Source organism: Microvirgula sp. AG722, assembly GCF_003269145.1.
GTDB lineage: Bacteria > Pseudomonadota > Gammaproteobacteria > Burkholderiales > Aquaspirillaceae > Microvirgula > Microvirgula aerodenitrificans.
Genome location: NZ_QLTJ01000018.1, coordinates 14,753 through 34,074, shown reverse-complemented (window position 1 = coordinate 34,074; position 19,322 = coordinate 14,753). Strand labels below are relative to the sequence as shown.

The window sequence follows — 19,322 nt, the reverse complement described above, 5'->3', positions numbered from 1 at the left end:
CAGAGGCTGTCAATGGTACGAAAGAAAAAAATTATCAAATCATCACTGCGCGAGCAGGATCCGCACCTGGATCGGGAAAAGCAGAAGTACGATAACCCGTTGCCCAGTAGGGAGTTTTTGCTCGAAATCCTCCAGAAAGAGGGGGCGCCCATGACTGCAGAAGAATTGGGGCGTCTGCTCGATATTCGTGACGATGAATGGACATTCTTCACCCGTCGCCTGCGTGCGATGGAGCGCGAAGGCGAAGTTGTCGTCAATCGCAAGGGCGCGGTCTGCATTGCGGACAAGCTGGATCTGATCCGGGCGACGCTGATCGGCCATCGTGACGGCTTCGGTTTTGCCCGGCCCGAAGATGGCGGTTCCGACCTGTTCCTGTCGGAACGCGAGATGCGCAAGGCGCTGCATGGCGACCGGGTCATGGTGCGCGAGAGCGGGACCGACCGTCGTGGCCGCCGCGAGGGCACCATCGTCGAAGTGATCGACCGGGTGAACACCACCCTGGTCGGCCGCCTGCACCGCGAACGCGGCGTGCTGCTGGTCGTGCCCGAGGACCGGCGCATCAACCAGGACCTGCTGATCGAGCAGGATGGCGATGCCGGCGCCGAGCCGGGCCAGGTGGTGGTGGCCGAGATCGTGGTGCCGCCGACCCGCTACGCGCAGCCGATCGGCCGCGTGCGCGAGATCCTCGGCAACTATGCCGACCCGGGCATGGAGATCGAGATTGCGCTGCGCAAGCATGCGCTGCCGTATCGCTTCCCCGATGAGGCCGTGGCCCAGGCCAAGGACACGCCGAAGAAAGTCCGCAAAAAAGACCACAAGGACCGGGTCGACCTGCGTGACCTGCCGCTGGTAACCATCGACGGGGAAACCGCACGCGACTTCGACGATGCGGTCTATGCAGAGAAGGCCGGCAAGGGCTGGCGGCTGATCGTGGCGATTGCCGACGTCAGCCACTATGTCGAGCCCGGCGATGCGCTGGACGTGTCCGCCTATGAGCGCGGCAACTCGGTCTATTTCCCGCGCCGGGTGATTCCGATGCTGCCGGAAGCGCTCAGCAACGGCATCTGCTCGCTGAACCCGGATGTCGAGCGCCTGTGCATGGTGTGCGACATGCAGGTAACGCCGAAGGGCGAGGTCAAGCGCTACCAGTTCTATCCGGCAGTCATGCAGTCCAAGGCCCGCCTGACCTACAACCAGGTCTGGGACTGGATCGAAAGCGGTGTCGAGCATCCGCTGAAAAAGCAGATCGATACGCTGTATGCCCTGTTCCAGGCATTCCGTGATACGCGTGCGCAGCGCGGCGCGATCGACTTTGACACGGTCGAGACGCAGATGGTGTTCAACGATGACGGCAAGATCGACCGCATCGTGCCGGTAGTCCGCAACGAGGCGCACAAGCTGATCGAGGAATGCATGCTGGCGGCCAACGTCTGCTCGGCCGACTTCCTGCTCAAGCACAAGCAGCCGTGCCTGTACCGCGTGCATGAAGGGCCGACGCCGGAGAAGCTGGAGAACCTGCGCAACTTCCTGCGCCTGTCCGGGCTGAGCCTGGGCGGCGGCGACAAGCCGGGCGCCAAGGACTATGCGCTGCTGGCCGAACAGATCAAGGGACGCCCGGACAGCCCGGTGCTGCAGACCATGCTGCTGCGCAGCCTGCAGCAGGCGGTCTATACGCCGGACAACCTGGGTCACTTCGGTCTGGCATTCGAGGCCTATACCCACTTCACCAGCCCGATCCGTCGTTACCCCGACCTGCTGGTTCATCGTTCGATCAAGGCCGTGCTGCAGGACAAGAAGTACAAGCCGGTGCAGAAGTGGGCGATTCTCGGCCAGCATTGCTCGACCACCGAGCGGCGTGCCGACGAGGCGACCCGCGACGTCGAGAGCTGGCTGAAGTGCTACTACATGCGCGACAAGGTCGGCAGCGTGTTTACCGGCACCATCAGCGCGGTGACCGCGTTCGGCATCTTCGTGCTGCTGAAGGACGTTTACGTCGAAGGCCTGCTGCACATCTCCGAACTGGGGCGTGATTACTTCCACTACCGGCAGGACATCCAGTCCATCGTCGGCGAGAAGAGCGGCGTGCGCTATGCGCTCGGCGATCCGATCACGGTGAAGGTGGCGCGTGCCGATCTGGAAAGTGCGCAGATCGACTTCGTGCTGGCACCCCAGGAACGCAACGGCAATGGAAACGGCAACGGCAAGCCGTCCAGGGGTGACACGCCGCCGGCCAAGGCTGCGCCGGTCGTCGTGCGTGAGCCCGCTACCGGCAAGCCTGGGCGTGAGCGCCAGGGCAAGCAGAAACAGATGGCGGCGAAACCGGCCCCCGTGTCCAGGCCCGCTCCGGTGCCACCGGCCCCCGCCAAGGCTGCGCCGGTGACTCAGGCCAAGGCTGCGCCAGTGACACCGGCCAAGGCTGCGCCAGCTCCCGCGACCAGACCGGCCCGGCAGGCCACGCCAGCGGCGAAGCCCGCGCCGGCACCGGTCACGCCGAAGCCGGCTGTTGCCAAGCCAGCAGTCAAGGCCACGCCGGCCGCAGCGCCGGTCAGGACCAGGGCAGCAGACGCCGCACCGGCCGCTACCCGTGCCAAGCGTGGCGGTACCGGACAGCGTGCCGCCTTGCTGTCGGCCCCGGTGGTGCCGCCGACGGGCGAGCCTGCCCGTCCGGAAACGCCCGCCGCTGCCGACGCCGCAAAGCCGGCGCCACGCAGTCGCAAGCCGGTCACGCCGCCTGCCGCCGCTCCGGCGACGGAGACGCCGCCAGCCAGGCCTGCACGGGCGCCGCGCACGCGTACGGCCCAACCGGCCACGCCGCCAGCCGATGCCGCACCGGCCGAGCCGGCAGCCAAGCCGCCGCGCTCACGGACCCGCCGCAAGGCAGGTTGACCGTGTAAGCCGATCGAACAGACCCTGCCACAAGGCAGGGTCTGTTTGTTTGGGCGTTTTCTCCACGCGCGTCCCGTGCCATGATCACCAGCCAAACCCTTCACCCTCAGCGAGCTTCGCCATGACTGCCCCTGCCGCCCTGACCGCCCTGTTTGGCGACCGATGCCGGACCGATGCCGATACCCTGACCGAATACGGCCGGGACTGGACCCGCTATACCGAGCCGGCCGCATCGGCGGTGGTGTTTCCGACCTCGCGTGACGAACTGGTTGAGCTGGTGAAACTGGCCAATCGCGACCGGCTGGCCCTGGTGCCGTCCGGCGGCCGGACCGGCCTGTCCGGCGGCGCATGCGCCACGGCGGGCGAGGTGGTGGTCTCGATGGAAAAGATGGACCGGCTGCTCGATTTCAACCAGACCGACCGGCTGATCACGGTCGAGGCCGGCATGGTGACCGAGGTGCTGCAGCAGCACGCGCTGGAACGGGAGCTTTACTTCCCGGTCGATTTCGCCTCGCGCGGTTCGAGCCGGATCGGCGGCAATATCGCCACCAATGCCGGCGGCATCAAGGTGGTGCGCTACGGCATGTTCCGCGACTGGGTCGCCGGACTGACCGTGGTCACCGGTGCCGGTGAAGTGCTGGAACTGAACCACGGACTGGAAAAGAACAATACCGGCTATGACTTCCGCCATCTGTTCGTCGGCAGTGAAGGCACACTGGGCTTTGTCGTCGATGCCACGCTGAAGCTGGCGCGGCGGCCAAAGGAGCTGGCGGTGATGCTGCTGGCCGTACCGCAGCTCAGCGATGTGATGGAGGTCTTCAACCGGTTCCGTCGCGATATCGACCTGTCCGCATTCGAGTTTTTCTCCGACCAGGCGCTGCGTCATGTCGAGGCACGCGGGCTGGTGGCCAGCCCGTTTGCCGAGCGCGAGAACTACTACGTGGTGCTGGAGTTCGAGCGGATTGCCGACAGTGCGGAAACCATGGCACTGGACGCATTCGAGTCACTGCTGGAAAACGGTTTCGTCACCGATGGCGTGCTGGCGCAGTCGGAAACCCAGGCCGCACAGCTGTGGCGCCTGCGTGAGGACATCAGCGAGTCGATCACGCCGCGCACGCCGTACAAGAACGACATTGCCGTGCGCCCGTCGCAGGTGCCGGCGTTCGTGGCTGAACTCGATGCGCTGCTGGCCCGGGAGTACCCGGATTTCGAGGTGGTCTGGTTCGGTCATATCGGTGACGGCAACCTGCACATCAATGTGCTGCGCCCGCTGGACATGGACATTGCCGCGTTCAAGTCCGCCTGCGAGCAGGTCAATACCCGGGTATTCGGGCTGCTGCAGCGTTACCGGGGCAGCATGTCGGCCGAGCATGGCGTCGGGCTGCTGAAACGGCAGTACCTGGACATCAGCCGCAGCGAGGCCGAGATTGCGCTGATGCGGCGGGTCAAGGCCGCATTCGATCCCAACGGCGTGATGAATCCCGGCAAGCTTGTTGCCTAAATTTTGCACCGCCGGATCGATGGCGTTATGAAACAGCGACTTGTCTGAGTTGTCCACAGCTTGCCGACAGGGGAATCCACCTGGATTGGGGATGTCCACAGCCTGCCGGCCGCTGTGGACAACTCAGATGGCGCTGCGACGGCCCAGCCGGGCGGCGGCCAGATCCAGTGCCGTGCACAGTACGAAATACATCAGCCCGACGCACAGGAAAATCTCCAGCGGGTAGACCATCAGCTGGTTGTTGACCTGGGTGGCGACATAGGTCAGCTCGCTGACGCCGACGATATAGGCCAGCGACGTATCCTTGATCAGCGAGATCCACTGGTTGACGAACGACGGCAGCATCATGCGCAGCGCCTGCGGCAGCACGATCAGCCGCAGCACCTGCCAGCGGGTCAGCCCGGACGACTGACCGGCTTCCCACTGGCCGCGCGGGATGGCATGGATGCCGGCCTGCACGCCATGGGCGAGATAGGCGCCGCCGATCAGTGCCAGCGCGCACACCACGGTGCCGATTTCCGGCACGTCGAGGCCGAACACGATCGGCAGCAGGAAATACACCCAGAAAATCAGCATCAGCACCGGAATGGCGCGGAAGAAGCCGATGATGGTGCTGATCAGCACATTGAGGCCGCCCCGGCTCATGGCCAGCACAATGCCGCCGGCGATGCCGAGCAGCGATGCCGCCACCCCGGCATACGCGCTGAGCAGCAGGGTCAGCGCCATGCCGCCCAGCGGGCCATCCGGGAAATTGCCCCACAGCAGATAGTCGAAGTGATCGCCAATCACGGCCCAGTTCATCGCAGTTCTCCGGTCAGGCGACGGTTGCGGTTGCGCAGCTCGCGCGACAGCACCTCAAGCACGGCGATGATGCCGATGTAGAACAGCGTCGCCACACCGAAGGCCTGGAAGGTCTTCAGCGTTTCGGTTTCGACCTGGCGCGACGCGTACGACAGCTCGGCCAGACCGATGGCCATGGTCAGCGAGCTGTTTTTCACCACATTCATGTACTGGCCGAACAGCGGCGGCTGGGCGATGCGCAGCGCCTGCGGCAGGATGACGAAGCGCCATACCTGCCACGGTTTCAGGCCCTGCGCGGTGGCGGCCTCGAACTGGCCGCGCGCCACGCCGCGGATGCCGGCGCGGAGTTCCTCGGCGATGAACGCTGACGAATACAGCGTCAGGCCGAGCAGACCGGCGAGAAATTCGAACGATGGCCAGCCCAGCGACAGCGTGCCCAGTTGCGCCAGCACATGCGGGCTGTTGAGCCAGTTCATTGCCGCTTCCGGCAGCAGGCTGGCGGCACCGAAATACCAGAACAGCAGTTGCACCAGCAGCGGGGTATTGCGGAACAGGGTCAGCCAGGCGATGGCAGGCAGCCGCAGCAGCCACAGCGGGCTGGCGCGCAGCGCGGCGAGCACCAGGCCGAGTGCGGTGGCGGCGATGACCACCAGCAGCGACAGCCACAGGGTGACGGCGACGCCCTGGGCCAGCCAGCCGAAGTAATGGGGTTCCAGCCAGTCGATATGAAGCAGGGACGATTGCATGATGGAAAAACCGCAGAGTACCAAGCAAAAAAGCCCGACCGGCCATGTCGGCCAGTCGGGACGGAACGGGTGAGGGCAGTCGACCGGGCTGCGTTTCAGCAGGCCGGGGACTGGCGATCAGACCTTGCTGCCGATCTTGAAGTCGCCGCGCGGCAGGTAGGCCGGGCTTTTCGGGCCGAACCACTTGTCGTAGATCTTCGTCGCCTTGCCGGATTTTTCCAGATCGAGCAGCGTATCGTTGACGACCTTGACCAGACGGTCTTCGCCCTTCGGGATGCCGATGCCCTGGTATTCGCGGGTCAGCGCGAACGGCGACACCTCGAACTGCGACTTGATCTGTGCCGGCGTATTGGCCAGCAGGCCGATCAGCTTGGCGTCATCCTGGGTGATGGCCTGGACATTGCCCTGGCGCAGGGCGGCGAAGGCCAGCGGGGTGTCGTCATACGAAACCACCTTCACCGTCGGGTACTTTTCCCGCAGGGTGATTTCCTGCACCGTGCCCTTGTCGGCGCCGACGCGGACCTTCTTGATATCGTCGGGCTGCTTCAGCACGCCCTTCCTGGCGATGAACTTCTGGCCGGTGGCAAAGTACGGGATGCTGAAGTCGACCTGCTTGCTGCGCTCGTCGGTAATGGTGAAGTTGGCGGCGATCAGGTCGACCTTGTTCGACGTCAGCAGCGGAATGCGGTTGGCCGGGTTGGTCGGGCGCAGCTCCAGCTTGACGCCGAGCTTTTGCGCCAGGGCCTGGGCGACGTCGACATCGAGGCCGACGATCTGGCGGGTCTTGGCATCAATGGAACCGAACGGCGGGTTGCTGTCGAACACGCCAACCTTCAGCACACCGGCCTTCTTGATGTCGTCGAGTTTGTCGGCCTGGGCATGCCCGGCCAGCGCGGCCAGTGCAGCGGCCAGCAGCAGAATGCGGCTTTTCATCTTCAAATCCCCTTGAGCGGCTGGGCTCACGGCGGTAGCCGTAGCCCGGAAACAGGTGTTGTGCGGGTTGACATGCCTGCGTGCCGGCCATCGTCGTGATCTGCGGCGGGACGGCATCGGGATGTCATGGCGCTCATCCTACTGCCACCAGACTCAGATGAAGAAATTATATTAAATCATCTTCATATATTAAATTTATATATGCGATCCGGGCGGGAGCGAAAAATGAAAAACCCTGCCGATCGGCAGGGTTCTGACTGGCCGGGCGCGGCGGTATCAGTCGGCAACCAGCTCGGCAATGCGGCTGGCGGCTTCGGCTTCGGCCTTGGCGCGCAGCTCGTCACCCATGTTCAGGCCTTCGGCGTAAACGAATTCCACCGACTTCAGACCGATAAAGCCGAGGAAATCCTTCAGGTAGCCGGTCTGGGTGTCGTGCGGCGTGCCCTGATACAGGCCGCCACGGGCCGCGAACACGGTCACCGGCTTGTCGGCGAGCAGGCCGACCGGGCCGGTCGGGGTGTACTTGAAGGTTACGCCGGCACGGGCGATCCAGTCGAAATACGCCTTCAGCGTCGACGGAATGCCGAAGTTGTACATCGGCACCGCCAGCACGATGGCGTCAGCGGCCTGGAGTTCGGCGACCAGTGCATCCGAACGGGCGATCAGCGCCTGCTGTTCCGCCGTGCGTTGTTCAGCCGGTGTGAAGAAGGCACCCAGCACGTTGCCATCGATGTGCGGCAGGGCGTCGGTGGCGAGATCGCGGGTGACGACCTTCAGCTCCGGCTGCACGGCGCGCAGGGCAGTGATGTAATTGTCGGCAAGACGGGTGGATTCGCTGACCTGGCCGCGGGCACTGCTGGTGATCTTCAGGACGTTCATGATCGTTTCTCCTCGGGGGATTCGGTTGACAGTCAGGATTCTACGAGCTGCAGCGCAAGTTCATAGTGGTATGTTCTGAGTGTTTCATTCAGTTTTTCTGAATTGACGTACCATGTCACTGGTCTGCTAAAAACACGACATCAAACAGATACGGGAATCAGGGATGCTGAAGGAATTCAAGGAATTTGCCATGCGTGGCAATGTCATCGACCTGGCCGTCGGTGTGGTGATCGGTGGTGCGTTCGGTTCCATCGTCAAGTCGCTGGTCGACGATGTGATCATGCCGCCGATCGGCCTGCTGGTCGGCAAGGTCGATTTTGCCAACCTGTTCATCACGCTGAAGGAAGGCGCCACGCCGGGGCCGTATGCCAGCGTTGCTGCCGCCAAGGCCGCCGGTGCCGTCACGCTGAACGCCGGGTTGTTCATCAATGCGGTGGTCAGCTTCACCATCGTGGCCTTTGCCGTGTTCATGCTGGTCAAGGCACTGAACAAGCTGAAGCGCGAACAGGCCGGGCCGGCAGCGGAAGCGCCGACGACCAAGGAATGCAGATACTGCCTGTCCGCCGTGCCGCTGAAGGCGACCCGCTGCCCTTGCTGCACGTCACAACTCGACTGAACCGGCGTTGACGCTGGCCCGGGCGACGGCGTAGCCTGTGCCGGTCCCCCTCCATTCACGAACGAACGGCCTGCTGCGTTGCAGGCCGTTCGCTATCCTGTTGCCCTGCAAATGCCACCGACTCCGCCGTGCCCGTTCTGTCCTGTTCCCCGTCATTGTCATGCCGGAGGACGGTCATGAACGGCATCCTGTCGGGCCGCGCCGCCCAGCTGGCCCTGCTGCTCGGGCTGTGGCTGGTGTGGGGCTACTCGTGGATCATGACCAAGACCGGGCTGATGCATATCAGCCCGATGGGGCTGGCCGTCGGGCGTTCGCTGTTTGCGCTGGCCTCGCTGCTGGTGGTCCTGCTGCTGACGCGACGTTCGCTGACGCCTCCACCATTTCGCGACATGCTGGCCATCGGCCTGACCCAGAACACCGGTTTCTATGCACTGTCCAACCTGGCGCTGCTGGCCGGCGGCGCCGGCAAGGTGTCGGTGCTGTGCTACACCATGCCGTTCTGGACCCTGCTGTTCGCCCGGGTGTTCCTTGGCGAGCAGGTGCGGGGGCTGCAGTGGATCGGGGTCATGCTGGCGCTGTCCGGGCTGATCTGCATTCTCGAGCCATGGGCACTGGAGGCGGACAGCGTGTCCAACTGGCTGGCGATAGCCGCCGGCATGAGCTGGGCGGTCAGCGTGATCCTGCTCAAGCGCTTCCGCGCCCGCCATCCGGGCGCCGATCCGATCAATCTGACCTTCTGGCAGATGGTATGGGGCACGCTGCCGCTGGTCGTGCTGTGGCTGCTGGTGCCGAACCGGCCGGTCGACTGGGGCATGCCGCTGCTGATGGCGCTGCTGTTCCTTGGCGTGCTGGGCGGCGGCCTGGGCTGGCTGGTGTGGGCGCTGCTGCTGGGCCGGCTGTCAGCCGGGACGGCCAGCCTGAACATCCTGGCCATTCCCGGTGTGGCGGTGTTCCTGGCCTGGCTGCAGCTCGGTGAGGTGCCCGATTTTGCCGAGTCCATCGGCATGGGGCTGATCGCCTGCGCACTGGCGGTGCTGGCAGCGGTGACCATGTTCAACGAGCGCCGGCTGAAGCGTCAGCTGCGGGCGAGAACCCCTGTCGCCTGACGGCGGTATTGGGCAAACGGCAGAAAACGGGCAGACTGCCCTGATTCTCCCTCCTGGCGCCGAACATGAACGAAGACAACCGCAAACTCTCGATGACCGTGCTGATGACGCCGGACATGGCCAATTTTTCCGGCAATGTGCATGGCGGCACGATCCTGAAGCTGCTCGACCAGGTCGCTTACGCCTGCTCGGCGCGTTATGCCGGGCAGTATGTGGTGACGCTGTCGGTTGACCAGGTGACGTTCAAGCAGCCGATCCATGTTGGTGAGCTGGTGTCGTTTCTGGCCTCGGTGAATTTCGTCGGCCGCACGTCGATGGAAATCGGCATCAAGGTCGTGGCCGAGAATATCCACAGCCGGGTGGTGCGCCATACCAACAGCTGTTATTTCAGCATGGTTGCAGTCGATGCCGATGGCCATCCGGTCACCATCGAACCGTTCACGCCGGACAACGACGAGGAGCGCGCACGCTGGGCCGCCGCCGAGCGCCGCCGTGCCGCGCGCAAGGCGCTGGCCGCGCACTGAGCGGCTGCAACGCCCGCGTCCTGTTAGAATTCCCCCTGAACGACCGAAAACCGGTCGGATGTTTTTCCCCGATGGCGCCCGCGTGGCGGGCCGCCGTGGGTCCGCACCAGACATTTGAAACCCATTGGGGCGTGTGCCCCCTATCCGGATCCGATTCTCATGCTCGATATCCAGTTACTCCGAAACAACACCGACGACGTGGCCGCGCGGCTGGCGACGCGCGGTTTCGAATTCGACGCCGCCGCCTTCACCGCGCTGGAAAACGAGCGCAAGTCGCTGCAGACCCGCACCCAGGATCTGCAGGCGCGCCGCAACGCGCTGTCCAAGCAGGTCGGCGAAGCCAAGCGCAATGGCGCCGACGCCAGCGCCGTGCTGGCCGAAGTGGCCGGGCTGGGCGACGAGCTCAAGGCGAATGAAACAGCGCTGGAAGCGCTGCAGGGCAAGCTGCAGACCCTGCTGCTCGGCATCCCCAACCTGCCGGATGCCTCGGTGCCGGTCGGCCGCGACGAAAGCGAGAACGTCGAGATGCGCCGGGTCGGCGTGCCGCGCACCTTCGACTTCGAGGTCAAGGACCATGTCGACGTCGGCGCGGCGCTCGGCCTCGACTTCGAGACCGCCGCCAAGCTGTCCGGCGCGCGCTTTGCCGTGCTGAAGGGACAGATGGCCCGGCTGCACCGGGCGCTGGCCCAGTTCATGCTGGACACGCATACCGAACGCCATGGCTATACCGAGGTCTACACGCCGTACATGGTCAATGCCGACAGTCTGCAGGGCACCGGCCAGTTGCCGAAGTTCGAGGAAGACCTGTTCCGCATTCCGCGCGGCGATGAAAACTTCTACCTGATCCCGACCGCCGAAGTGCCGGTGACCAATATGGTCCGTGGCGACCTGCTGAAGGCCTCGGACCTGCCGCTGCGCTTTGCCGCCCATACGCCGTGTTTCCGCAGCGAGGCCGGCAGCTATGGCCGCGATACGCGCGGCATGATCCGTCAGCACCAGTTCGACAAGGTCGAGATGGTGCAGATCGTCCGCCCGGAAACCTCGATGCAGGCGCTGGAGCAGCTGACCGGTCACGCCGAGGAGATTCTCAAGGCGCTGGAACTGCCGTACCGCGTCATCACGCTGTGCACCGGCGACACCGGTTTCAGCAGCTGCAAGACCTATGACATCGAAGTGTGGCTGCCGGCGCAGAACACCTACCGCGAAATCTCCAGCTGCTCGAACATGTGGGATTTCCAGGCGCGTCGCATGCAGACCCGGTTCAAGGACGAGAACGGCAAGAACCAGTTCGTGCACACGCTGAACGGTTCCGGCCTGGCCGTTGGCCGGACGCTGGTCGCGGTGCTGGAAAACTACCAGAACGCCGACGGATCGGTCACGGTGCCGGTCGCGCTGCGGCCGTACCTGCGCGGGCTGGAAAAGCTCGAACCGCAAGCGTAATTGCCAGGCGAAAAAACAGCCGGTGTTGTCGACAACACCGGCTGTTTTCATTGGCAGCGCTTAACCGTGGTGGTGGTGCGGTGCATCCGGGTTGCCCCAGGCGCGCAGCGCCTGGCTCTCGACCAGCAGATCGTCCATCTCCTGCACCGGGACCGGCCGGCTGAACAGGAAACCCTGACCGTAGGTGCAGCCGTTCTCGCGCAGGAAACGGAACTGCTCCTCGTGCTCGATGCCTTCGGCGATCGGCTCCAGACCGAGCGTGTGCGCCATTGACGTGATGGCGACGACGATGGCCGCGTCGTCCGGGTCCTCGTGCAGGTTCTGGATAAAGGCGCGGTCGATCTTCAGTACGTCGATTGGCAGCCGTTTCAGGTAGGCAAGCGACGAGTAGCCGGTACCGAAATCGTCGATGGCGAGCCGTACCCCCAGCGCTTTCAGGCTGGCCAGCGTGCGTCCCACTTCATGGGTATTGTCCATGGCCACCGATTCGGTGATCTCGAGTTCGAGCCACGAGGCGGGCAGGTTGCTGGTTTCGAGGATATTGCGCACTGTCTCGACGATATTCGGCTGGCGGATCTGCTTGCCGGACAGGTTGACCGCGATCGGGCCGGGCAGCAGGCCTTGCGCCAGCCAGGTCTGCGCCTGCTGGCAGGCATTGGCCAGTACCCATTCGCCGATGGCCAGAATCTGGTTGCTGTCTTCGGCCACCGGAATGAAACGGGTCGGCGGCACGGCACCCAGTTCGGCATTGTTCCAGCGCAGCAGGACTTCCATGCCGCACAGCGTCTCGGTATCGAGCCGGTATTTGGGCTGGTAGAACAGGCTGAGTTCCTGCCGCTCGATCGCGCGGTGCAGACCGGACTCTATCTGCATGCGCGATACCGTCTCCGCGTTCATGTCGGTGGTAAAGAACTCGAAAGTGTTCTTGCCGCTTTCCTTGGCCCGGTACATCGCGGTATCGGCGTTCATCAGCAGCACGTCGGCGTCTTCGCCGTCGCTGGGATAGATGGCGATGCCGATCGACGTGGTGGCGAAAATTTCCTGGTTTTCCAGCTCCAGCGGACTGATCAGTGCGTCGACCAGTTTCTGGGCGACCCGGGCAACATGGCGCACGTCCTGCACGTCCTCGACAATGACGGTGAATTCGTCACCGCCGAGCCGGGCGACGGTGTCGCTCTCGCGCAGCGTGGCGGTCAGCCGCTCGGCCACGGCGCACAGCAGGCGGTCACCCGCCTGGTGGCCGAGGGTGTCGTTGATGATCTTGAACCGGTCCAGGTCGAGAAACATCAGCGCCATCTGCTTCTGGTTGCGCCGGGTGCTGGTGATCGAGGCACTGAGCCGTTCCATGAACAGCGTGCGGTTCGGCAGCCCGGTCAGCGAGTCGTGGTTGGCCAGGTAGTGCAGCCGTTCTTCATTCAGCTTGCGCTGGGTAATGTCGGTGAAAATGCCGGCAAAATGGGTGTAGACACCCTGTTCGTTGCTGATGCCGGTGATGGTCAGGTGCTCGTGGTAATTCCTGCCATCCTTGCGGCGGTTGACGATCTCGCCCTGCCAGAAGCCGTTTTCCTGCAGGCTGGTCCACATGTGACGATAGAACGAGTCCGATTGCCGGCCGGAACTGAGCACCTTCGGCGTCTTGCCGACCACATCGTCCTGGGTCCAGCCGGTAATGCGGGAAAAGGCCGGGTTGACCGACTCGATGATGCCGGCGGCGTTGGTGATCAGGATGCCTTCCAGCGTCGACTCGAACACCTTGTGCGCAAGGCGCTGGTTCTGGCGCGAGGCATTCAGCGCTTCGTCGCGTTCCTTCAGCGCCGAGTGCAGCTCCTGCATGTATTCGTGTTCGATCTGCGCCAGGATGTCGGCAAAACCGACCAGTCCGCGCAGTTGCTCGTTGTCGTCGAGGACGCCGAGGTGGCGAACCCGGTGCTCGGACATCATCTTGCGTGCCGAGTACAGGCTGGTGTGCTGGCGGAGGGTCTGCAGCGGGCGGCTGGCCAGCTCGCCGGCGGCGGTCTGTGCCTGTTCCTTGATCACCAGCCGGAGCACGTCACGCTGGGTCAGGATGCCCGGCTCGCCGCCATCGTCGTAGTCGACGATCACCGCGTCCTGGCGCTCCTGGCGCATCTGCCTGGCCACTTCGGCCAGTGGCAGGGAATGGGCGACCCGCAGCGGCGGGCGCAGCGGGATGGTGCCGATTTCTTTCAGCTGCAGAAAGAACTCGGCTCCCTGGTTCAGTACCACGTCGGTTTGCGACAGCACGCCGCGGTAGCGGTTGTCATCGTCGATCACCAGATAGTGGCGGATATTGTGATGACGGAAGTAGACGGCGGCTTCGCTGAAGGTGATGTTGTGCGGCAGGGTCTTGACCGGGCTCGACATGACCGACGAGATCGGGTGGGACAGGGCATGGGGATCCAGCAGGTCGAGGCGCAGTACATCGGCTTCCGTCCAGATGCCGACCGCTTCACCATTTTCGTTCGTCACCAGGATGGATCCGCAGACCGCTTCGCGCATGCGTCTGGCCGCTTCGGCGATGGTGGTTTCCGGTCGACAGGTGAGCAGTTCCGGCGTGACTATCTTGCCGATGGTGCGCTGGGCGTCGATGGTGGTCACCTCGAGTGATAACGATGGATCAAGCAACAAATTATACAAGTCTTGCTGGGTCATTTGATAACAGTGTCATTGTTTTTGACTGCGTGCAATCCATTATCCGGTCGTGGTGACGCAGGCGAAGAAAAACCCCTGCATCGAGGGGTGATGTCCTGCCGGTCTGTGCGGCATCGGGCCTTTCCGGCCCGGTCCGTTTCGCGTCGAGGACGGGCTACTTGCTGCTTTCCTTGCTGCCGCTGTCGGGCCGGGTATCGGCCGGTGCTCCCTCGGCCGGCTTGTCGCCATCGGCCGGGTAGGCCGGGAAGCTGAAACCGGTGAACAGCTGCTTGGTGCGTTCCTGCATCTGGTTCTGCATTTCGACGAACAGATTGGTGCTCTGTTCCAGATAATTGGTCATCATGTTCTGCGCCGCCGGGCCCTGGAACTTCATGAAATCGGCCCACAGGTTCTTGCTCTGCGTCATCGGGCTGTCGCTCATCATCTGCCGGGTCTGGTCCTGCAGCTTGCCCTGCATCTGCGAGAACAGCTCCAGGTTCTTTTCCAGGTAACCGCCCATCAGCCCCTGCATCGCGTTGCCGTAGAAACGGATCAGCCGGGTCAGCACATCGTAGGTGAACAGCGGCGCGCCGGACGATTCCTCTTCGAGGATGATCTGCAGCAGCACACTGCGGGTGATGTCGTCCTGGGACTTGGCGTCGATCACCTGCACGTCAACGTTCTCGACAACCAGTTGCTTGACGTCCTCGAGCGTGATGTAGGAACTGGTCGCGGTGTCGTACAGACGGCGGTTCGGGTACTTCTTGATAACCCGTTTCTCGCTGCTCATGGTTTATCTCCGGCTGTTATTGGGTTTTTGTCGCCTTGCCCGGCGGCTGGGACAGGCGCTCGTTGTCTCGTCCGACGCCATCATAGCGGCGCGACCACGTTGGCGGTAGGTTTTTGCCGCGATGCGCCATCCGACGAGATATTTTTTTCGCATTGCGGATGAATGAAACAGAAATCTCCGCCGGAGGGGGCGGAGCGCAAGTTCTTCATCATAAAAAGATAATTATTGATGTCCAACAATCTGATTTGTTGACTATGCCAAATTCGACTTCTAGAATTCCCCTGCATGTTGCAGAGCACAATTGAGTGCCGCCCCCCCTTTACGCGCACTCTACATTAGGAGAAATGTAAATGTTCAATCAGGAAGAACTCAGCAAAGCCCATTTCAACCAGTTTGAATCGCTGCTGCGCCTCGCTCATATCTCGCTGGCCGGCGTCGAACGCATCGTTCGTCTGCAACTGGATGCTTCGCGCCAGTCGCTGGAAGAAAACGGCAAGCTGGTTCGCGAACTGAGCCAGACCACCGACCCGCAGCAGGCTGCCCAGCAACTGAACAAGGTGACGGCATCGGCCGTCGAGCAGGTGGTCAACCACTCGCGCAACCTGTACGAAGTGGTGTCGGAAGTCCAGACCGAAGTCGCCCGCCTGACCGAAGAACAGATCGGTCAGTACAACAAGTCGCTGATCAGCACCATCGACACGCTGGCCAAGAACGCCCCGGCCGGCAGTGACAGCGCCATCAATGCCGTCAAGTCCGGCATCGCCGCCTCGGCCGCCGCCGTCAACAGCCTGACCAAGGCCGCGCAGCAGGTTTCCGATTTTGCCGGTTCCAGCGTCAAGGCAGCGACCACCGCGACCGCCGACGCCGTCAAGAGCAATGCCAAGAAGGCGACCAGCAGCCAGGTCTGACCGCCTGACGGCAGTTAACGCCTCACCGCATTGAAGAATTGCCCCTGCCGGCCGGCCGGGGCAATTCCTTGTCGGCTCTCAGGGTTTTGGTTGCGTGCCGGCAGGGCTACAATGACGGCTTCAGTCTTCCAGCCGACCTATCGCACGACGCCATGAAAATCAGCACACAGTTCGACTCCGGCAGTATCGAAGTCGTCAGCGCGGAGCGCTTTGACGATATTCAGCTCAAGATTCGCGCCGACAATGCATCGGAATTCACTCAGTGGTTCCACTTTCGTCTGCAGGGTGCGGCCTACCAGCCCTGTGTGATGCGCTTCCTCAATACCGGGGAAACCGCCTATCCGGCCGGCTGGGAAGACTACAACCTGTGCGCGTCGTACGACCGCGTCAACTGGTTCCGCGTGCCGGCCAGCTACGACGGCAACATCATGACCGTCGAGCACACACCGCTGGCCAACAGCGTGTACTACGCCTACTTCGAGCCGTATGGCTGGGAACGCCACCTCGACCTGATCGGCGAGGCGCAGGGTTCCGGCCTCTGCCAGGTTACCGACCTCGGCACCACCATTGATGGCCGCGACATCAACCTGCTGACGGTCGGGCATGAGGTGTCGTCCGACCTGAAGATCTGGGTCATCGCCCGCCAGCACCCGGGCGAAACCATGGCCGAATGGTTTGCCGAAGGCCTGCTGCGCCGTCTGCTCGACTGGCAGGACCCGATTTCGCGCATCCTGCTCGAACATGCCACCTTCTACATCGTTCCGAACATGAACCCGGACGGCTCGGTGCGCGGCAACCTGCGCACCAATGCCGCCGGTGCCAACCTGAATCGCGAGTGGCTGTCGCCCAGCCTGGAACGCAGCCCCGAGGTGTACTGCGTACAGGCCAAGATGCGCGAAACCGGCGTCGACCTGTTCCTCGACATCCATGGTGACGAGGCGATACCGTACGTGTTCGTCGCCGGCACCGAGGGCGTGCCGGGCTACAGCGAGCGCATCGCCGAGCTGGAATCCGCCTTCAAGCACCATCTGGAACTGGCCAGCCCGGACTTCCAGGACGAGCAGGGCTACGACAAGGACAAGCCGGGCGAAGCCAATCTGTCGATGGCGACAGCCTGGGTCGGCCATACTTTCGACTGCCTGGCCTATACGCTGGAAATGCCGTTCAAGGACAACGCCAACCTGCCGGATGACGATTATGGCTGGAACGGTCAGCGCAGCCTGCGCCTCGGCGAGGCGATGCTGAACCCGATCTACGCCGTACTCGAACGCCTGCGCGCCCAGCAGCGCTGATCTGCGGGATGGCGCAAACGCCCCGGCCGCGACTTCGCGGCCGGGGCGTTGTTCATTCTGCGAGGAAGCGGGCGACCGCCGCGCTGGCCGGTTCGAGCAGCGGCTGCTGGCAATCCAGCCGGAGCAGGTCGGGCATCGAGCGCATCCAGGTAAGCTGGCGCTTGGCCAGCTGGCGGGTGGCGGCCACGCCCTGCTCGACAAAGGTGCGCTGGTCGCACTGGCCGTCGAGCAGCGACCAGGCCTGGCGGTAGCCGACGCAGCGGATCGACGGCAGATCGGCATGCAGGCCCGGATACTTGCTCCGCAGCGCGCGCACCTCGTCGAGAAAACCCGCTTCCAGCATCATCTGAAAACGCCGCTCGATGCGCTCGTGCAGCCAGGCGCGCTCCTGCGGCCACAGTGCCAGTTTCAGCACATCGTACGGCAGCGCTTCGCCCTGGCTTTGCTGATGGAAGGCCGACATCGGCGTGCCGCTGATGCGCCAGACCTCCAGCGCACGCTGCAGGCGCTGGCTGTCGTTCGGCGCCAGTCGTGCGGCCGTGACCGGGTCGACGGCCGCGAGTTCGGCGTGGATGGCCGGCCAGCCGTGCAATGCCGCCTGATGGTCGATTTCGGCGCGGATCGCGGCATCAGCCTGCGGCAGGTCGGACAGGCCGGCACTCAGCGCGCGGTAATACAGCATGGTGCCGCCGACCAGCAGCGGAATGCGGCCGCGCGCGACGATATCGTCCATCAGCGCGCGCGCATCGCTGGCAAACCGGGCTGCCGAATAGCTGTCCAGCGGTGACAGGATGTCGATCAGATGATGCGGGGCCTGGCGCAGTTCGTCGGCGGTCGGCTTGGCGGTGCCGATATCCATGTCCCGGTAGATCAGCGCCGAGTCGACGCTGATCAGTTCCAGCGGAAACCGTGCCTGCAGCGAGATGGCGAGGCCGGTCTTGCCGCTGGCGGTCGGGCCGACAAGAAACAGGGCTTTGGGACGGGGCATGGGCAGTATCAAATGACGGAGAAGGCGCGAAGGGTAGCAGAAGCGCCGGCCACGCTCACCCCGGCGGGGCGGCCAGCGTAGCCAGTAGCGCCTGCAATTGCGCACGAAGCGTCGTGAACTCCGCCGGCGTCATCGACAGCTGGCACAGCATGGCCTCCGGAACCGACACGGCGCGCTGCTTCAGCGCCCAGCCGGCCTTTGTCAGGGAGATCATCACCCGCCGCTCGTCTTCCTCGGCGCGCTGGCGGGCAATCAGCCCCTGCGCCGCCAGCCGTTTCAGCAGCGGCGTCAGCGTGCCACTGTCCAGATACAGCAGACGGCCCAGTTCACCGACGGTTCTGGGCGCGTCTTCCCACAGCACCAGCATGACCAGATACTGTGGATAAGTCAGCCCGAGCGCTTCCAGCAACGGACGGTAGCGCCGCGTCAGCAGATTGCTGGCGGCGTAGAGCGGGAAGCACAGTTGCTGGTCCAGTCTGAGCGGGTCGGTCATCGGTCTCTTCATTGGGGCGTTCCGGCCACAGCGGGGGCTGCGGCCGGAATGGCACGGGATTACAACACGGCGAGGGCGGCGCTGTAATCCGGTTCCTGGCCGATTTCGGCCACCAGTTCGGCATGCAGTACCTTGTCATGCTCGTCGAGGACCACGACCGCACGCGCTGCCAGGCTGGCCAGCGGCCCGGACGACTGCAGCACGCCGTAGTGAGCGAGGAACTCGCCGCCACGCAGTGTCGACAGTGTGACCACATTGTCGATGCCTTCGGCGCCGCAGAAGCGTTTCTGCGCGAACGGCAGGTCGGCCGAGATGCACAGCACCACCGTGTTGTTCAGTGCGGCCGCTTTTTCATTGAACTTGCGGACCGACATGGCGCAGGTCGGGGTGTCGACACTCGGGAAAATGTTCAGGATCTTGCGCTTGCCGGCGAACTGGCTCAACGGCACATCGGCCAGATCGGCGCCGACCAGCGTGAAAGCCGGGGCCGTGCTGCCCGGGGCCGGCAGCGTGCCGGTGACGTCGATCGGGGTGCCGCGAAGCGTAACGGTGGCCATGGTGAGACTCCTGTTCAGGTCGGGAAGGGAAACACGGGATGTGATGGCCTTTATCATAGGTCGTTAAATTGTATTGTGCAAAATATAATTTTGAGCAATACAATTCGTGAAAGCACAGCCAGTCTGATGATATCGATCGATATTTTCGTTCTAATCACGACTAAAACGACGTGTACACTGGGAACCCGATCCACCCCGCGGGCGGTGGAGGAT

Annotated in this window: 17 protein-coding genes; 8 read left to right on the top strand and 9 right to left on the bottom strand. The window is 63.5% G+C overall.

Going from position 1 to position 19,322, the window contains the following annotated elements:
• Positions 1-12 precede the first annotated feature (12 nt).
• Entirely contained in the window at positions 13-2,886 is a 2,874-nt protein-coding gene (gene rnr, locus DFO50_RS16420) for a ribonuclease R (protein WP_112692878.1), read from the top strand.
• 121 nt (positions 2,887-3,007) lie between these two features.
• Positions 3,008-4,387: an FAD-binding oxidoreductase gene (locus DFO50_RS16415; protein ID WP_028500013.1), complete on the top strand. Its 1,380-nt coding sequence runs from the start codon at positions 3,008-3,010 to the stop codon at positions 4,385-4,387.
• A gap of 123 nt (positions 4,388-4,510) precedes the next feature.
• On the opposite strand, the gene DFO50_RS16410 is transcribed toward DFO50_RS16415, so the two are convergent.
• From DFO50_RS16410 to DFO50_RS16395, 4 genes are all read right to left on the bottom strand, one after another.
• Positions 4,511-5,188: an amino acid ABC transporter permease gene (locus DFO50_RS16410; protein WP_051528996.1), complete on the bottom strand. Its 678-nt coding sequence runs from the start codon at positions 5,186-5,188 to the stop codon at positions 4,511-4,513.
• A complete protein-coding gene (locus DFO50_RS16405) occupies positions 5,185-5,934 on the bottom strand; it encodes an amino acid ABC transporter permease (RefSeq protein ID WP_028500014.1) in 750 nt (249 codons plus the stop codon). The genes DFO50_RS16410 and DFO50_RS16405 overlap by 4 nt, the downstream gene beginning before the upstream one ends.
• A 117-nt stretch (positions 5,935-6,051) precedes the next feature.
• A complete protein-coding gene (locus tag DFO50_RS16400) occupies positions 6,052-6,867 on the bottom strand; it encodes an ABC transporter substrate-binding protein (RefSeq protein ID WP_028500015.1) in 816 nt (271 codons plus the stop codon).
• Between the two features lie 276 nt (positions 6,868-7,143).
• Complete coding sequence (locus tag DFO50_RS16395) at positions 7,144-7,746, bottom strand: FMN-dependent NADH-azoreductase (protein WP_028500016.1); 603 nt, start codon at positions 7,744-7,746, stop codon at positions 7,144-7,146.
• A 163-nt stretch (positions 7,747-7,909) separates the two neighbouring features.
• Here DFO50_RS16395 and mscL point away from each other — a divergent pair, with 163 nt between their 5' ends.
• The 4 genes from mscL (at position 7,910) to serS (ending at position 11,432) form a co-directional block, all read left to right on the top strand.
• Complete coding sequence (gene mscL, locus DFO50_RS16390; RefSeq protein WP_028500017.1) at positions 7,910-8,362, top strand: large-conductance mechanosensitive channel protein MscL; 453 nt, start codon at positions 7,910-7,912, stop codon at positions 8,360-8,362.
• Positions 8,363-8,538: 176 nt separating this feature from the next.
• Positions 8,539-9,468, top strand: a complete 930-nt coding sequence (locus DFO50_RS16385; RefSeq protein WP_028500018.1) for a DMT family transporter — start codon at positions 8,539-8,541, stop codon at positions 9,466-9,468.
• 65 nt (positions 9,469-9,533) lie between these two features.
• Positions 9,534-9,992: an acyl-CoA thioesterase gene (locus tag DFO50_RS16380; RefSeq protein ID WP_028500019.1), complete on the top strand. Its 459-nt coding sequence runs from the start codon at positions 9,534-9,536 to the stop codon at positions 9,990-9,992.
• A gap of 159 nt (positions 9,993-10,151) precedes the next feature.
• Positions 10,152-11,432 (top strand): serine--tRNA ligase, encoded by a 1,281-nt coding sequence (gene serS, locus DFO50_RS16375; RefSeq protein ID WP_028500020.1) that lies wholly within the window; start codon positions 10,152-10,154, stop codon positions 11,430-11,432.
• Positions 11,433-11,492: 60 nt separating this feature from the next.
• Here the strand turns inward: serS and DFO50_RS16370 are convergent, their stop codons facing one another.
• Entirely contained in the window at positions 11,493-14,048 is a 2,556-nt protein-coding gene (locus tag DFO50_RS16370; RefSeq protein WP_028500021.1) for an EAL domain-containing protein, read from the bottom strand.
• 208 nt (positions 14,049-14,256) lie between these two features.
• Positions 14,257-14,871 (bottom strand): polyhydroxyalkanoate synthesis repressor PhaR, encoded by a 615-nt coding sequence (gene phaR / locus DFO50_RS16365; protein ID WP_028500022.1) that lies wholly within the window; start codon positions 14,869-14,871, stop codon positions 14,257-14,259.
• A 350-nt stretch (positions 14,872-15,221) separates the two neighbouring features.
• Here phaR and DFO50_RS16360 point away from each other — a divergent pair, with 350 nt between their 5' ends.
• The gene (locus DFO50_RS16360; RefSeq protein ID WP_028500023.1) at positions 15,222-15,779 is read left to right on the top strand and encodes a phasin family protein; all 558 of its coding nucleotides are present in this window, start codon (positions 15,222-15,224) and stop codon (positions 15,777-15,779) included.
• Between the two features lie 152 nt (positions 15,780-15,931).
• The gene (locus DFO50_RS16355; protein ID WP_028500024.1) at positions 15,932-17,071 is read left to right on the top strand and encodes a M14-type cytosolic carboxypeptidase; all 1,140 of its coding nucleotides are present in this window, start codon (positions 15,932-15,934) and stop codon (positions 17,069-17,071) included.
• A 52-nt stretch (positions 17,072-17,123) separates the two neighbouring features.
• Here DFO50_RS16355 and miaA read toward each other — a convergent pair whose 3' ends face one another.
• From miaA to tpx, 3 genes are read right to left on the bottom strand one after another with little or no spacing between them, the layout of a single operon-like run.
• On the bottom strand, positions 17,124-18,059 hold the full coding sequence (gene miaA, locus DFO50_RS16350) for a tRNA (adenosine(37)-N6)-dimethylallyltransferase MiaA (RefSeq protein WP_028500025.1): 936 nt from the start codon (positions 18,057-18,059) through the stop codon (positions 17,124-17,126).
• A 55-nt stretch (positions 18,060-18,114) separates the two neighbouring features.
• Positions 18,115-18,552 (bottom strand): MarR family winged helix-turn-helix transcriptional regulator, encoded by a 438-nt coding sequence (locus DFO50_RS16345; protein WP_028500026.1) that lies wholly within the window; start codon positions 18,550-18,552, stop codon positions 18,115-18,117.
• 59 nt (positions 18,553-18,611) lie between these two features.
• Positions 18,612-19,109 (bottom strand): thiol peroxidase, encoded by a 498-nt coding sequence (tpx, locus tag DFO50_RS16340; protein ID WP_028500027.1) that lies wholly within the window; start codon positions 19,107-19,109, stop codon positions 18,612-18,614.
• Between the last annotated feature and the right edge of the window lie 213 nt (positions 19,110-19,322).

Bases quoted from the DNA above. Each gene is read 5' to 3' on its own strand.
- rnr (WP_112692878.1), top strand. From the start codon at position 13: ATGGTACGAAAGAAAAAAATTATCAAATCATCACTGCGCGAGCAGGAT.
- DFO50_RS16415 (WP_028500013.1), top strand. From the start codon at position 3,008: ATGACTGCCCCTGCCGCCCTGACCGCCCTGTTTGGCGACCGATGCCGG.
- DFO50_RS16410 (WP_051528996.1), bottom strand. From the start codon at position 5,188: ATGAACTGGGCCGTGATTGGCGATCACTTCGACTATCTGCTGTGGGGC.
- DFO50_RS16405 (WP_028500014.1), bottom strand. From the start codon at position 5,934: ATGCAATCGTCCCTGCTTCATATCGACTGGCTGGAACCCCATTACTTC.
- DFO50_RS16400 (WP_028500015.1), bottom strand. From the start codon at position 6,867: ATGAAAAGCCGCATTCTGCTGCTGGCCGCTGCACTGGCCGCGCTGGCC.
- DFO50_RS16395 (WP_028500016.1), bottom strand. From the start codon at position 7,746: ATGAACGTCCTGAAGATCACCAGCAGTGCCCGCGGCCAGGTCAGCGAA.
- mscL (WP_028500017.1), top strand. From the start codon at position 7,910: ATGCTGAAGGAATTCAAGGAATTTGCCATGCGTGGCAATGTCATCGAC.
- DFO50_RS16385 (WP_028500018.1), top strand. From the start codon at position 8,539: ATGAACGGCATCCTGTCGGGCCGCGCCGCCCAGCTGGCCCTGCTGCTC.
- DFO50_RS16380 (WP_028500019.1), top strand. From the start codon at position 9,534: ATGAACGAAGACAACCGCAAACTCTCGATGACCGTGCTGATGACGCCG.
- serS (WP_028500020.1), top strand. From the start codon at position 10,152: ATGCTCGATATCCAGTTACTCCGAAACAACACCGACGACGTGGCCGCG.
- phaR (WP_028500022.1), bottom strand. From the start codon at position 14,871: ATGAGCAGCGAGAAACGGGTTATCAAGAAGTACCCGAACCGCCGTCTG.
- DFO50_RS16360 (WP_028500023.1), top strand. From the start codon at position 15,222: ATGTTCAATCAGGAAGAACTCAGCAAAGCCCATTTCAACCAGTTTGAA.
- DFO50_RS16355 (WP_028500024.1), top strand. From the start codon at position 15,932: ATGAAAATCAGCACACAGTTCGACTCCGGCAGTATCGAAGTCGTCAGC.
- miaA (WP_028500025.1), bottom strand. From the start codon at position 18,059: ATGCCCCGTCCCAAAGCCCTGTTTCTTGTCGGCCCGACCGCCAGCGGC.
- DFO50_RS16345 (WP_028500026.1), bottom strand. From the start codon at position 18,552: ATGACCGACCCGCTCAGACTGGACCAGCAACTGTGCTTCCCGCTCTAC.
- tpx (WP_028500027.1), bottom strand. From the start codon at position 19,109: ATGGCCACCGTTACGCTTCGCGGCACCCCGATCGACGTCACCGGCACG.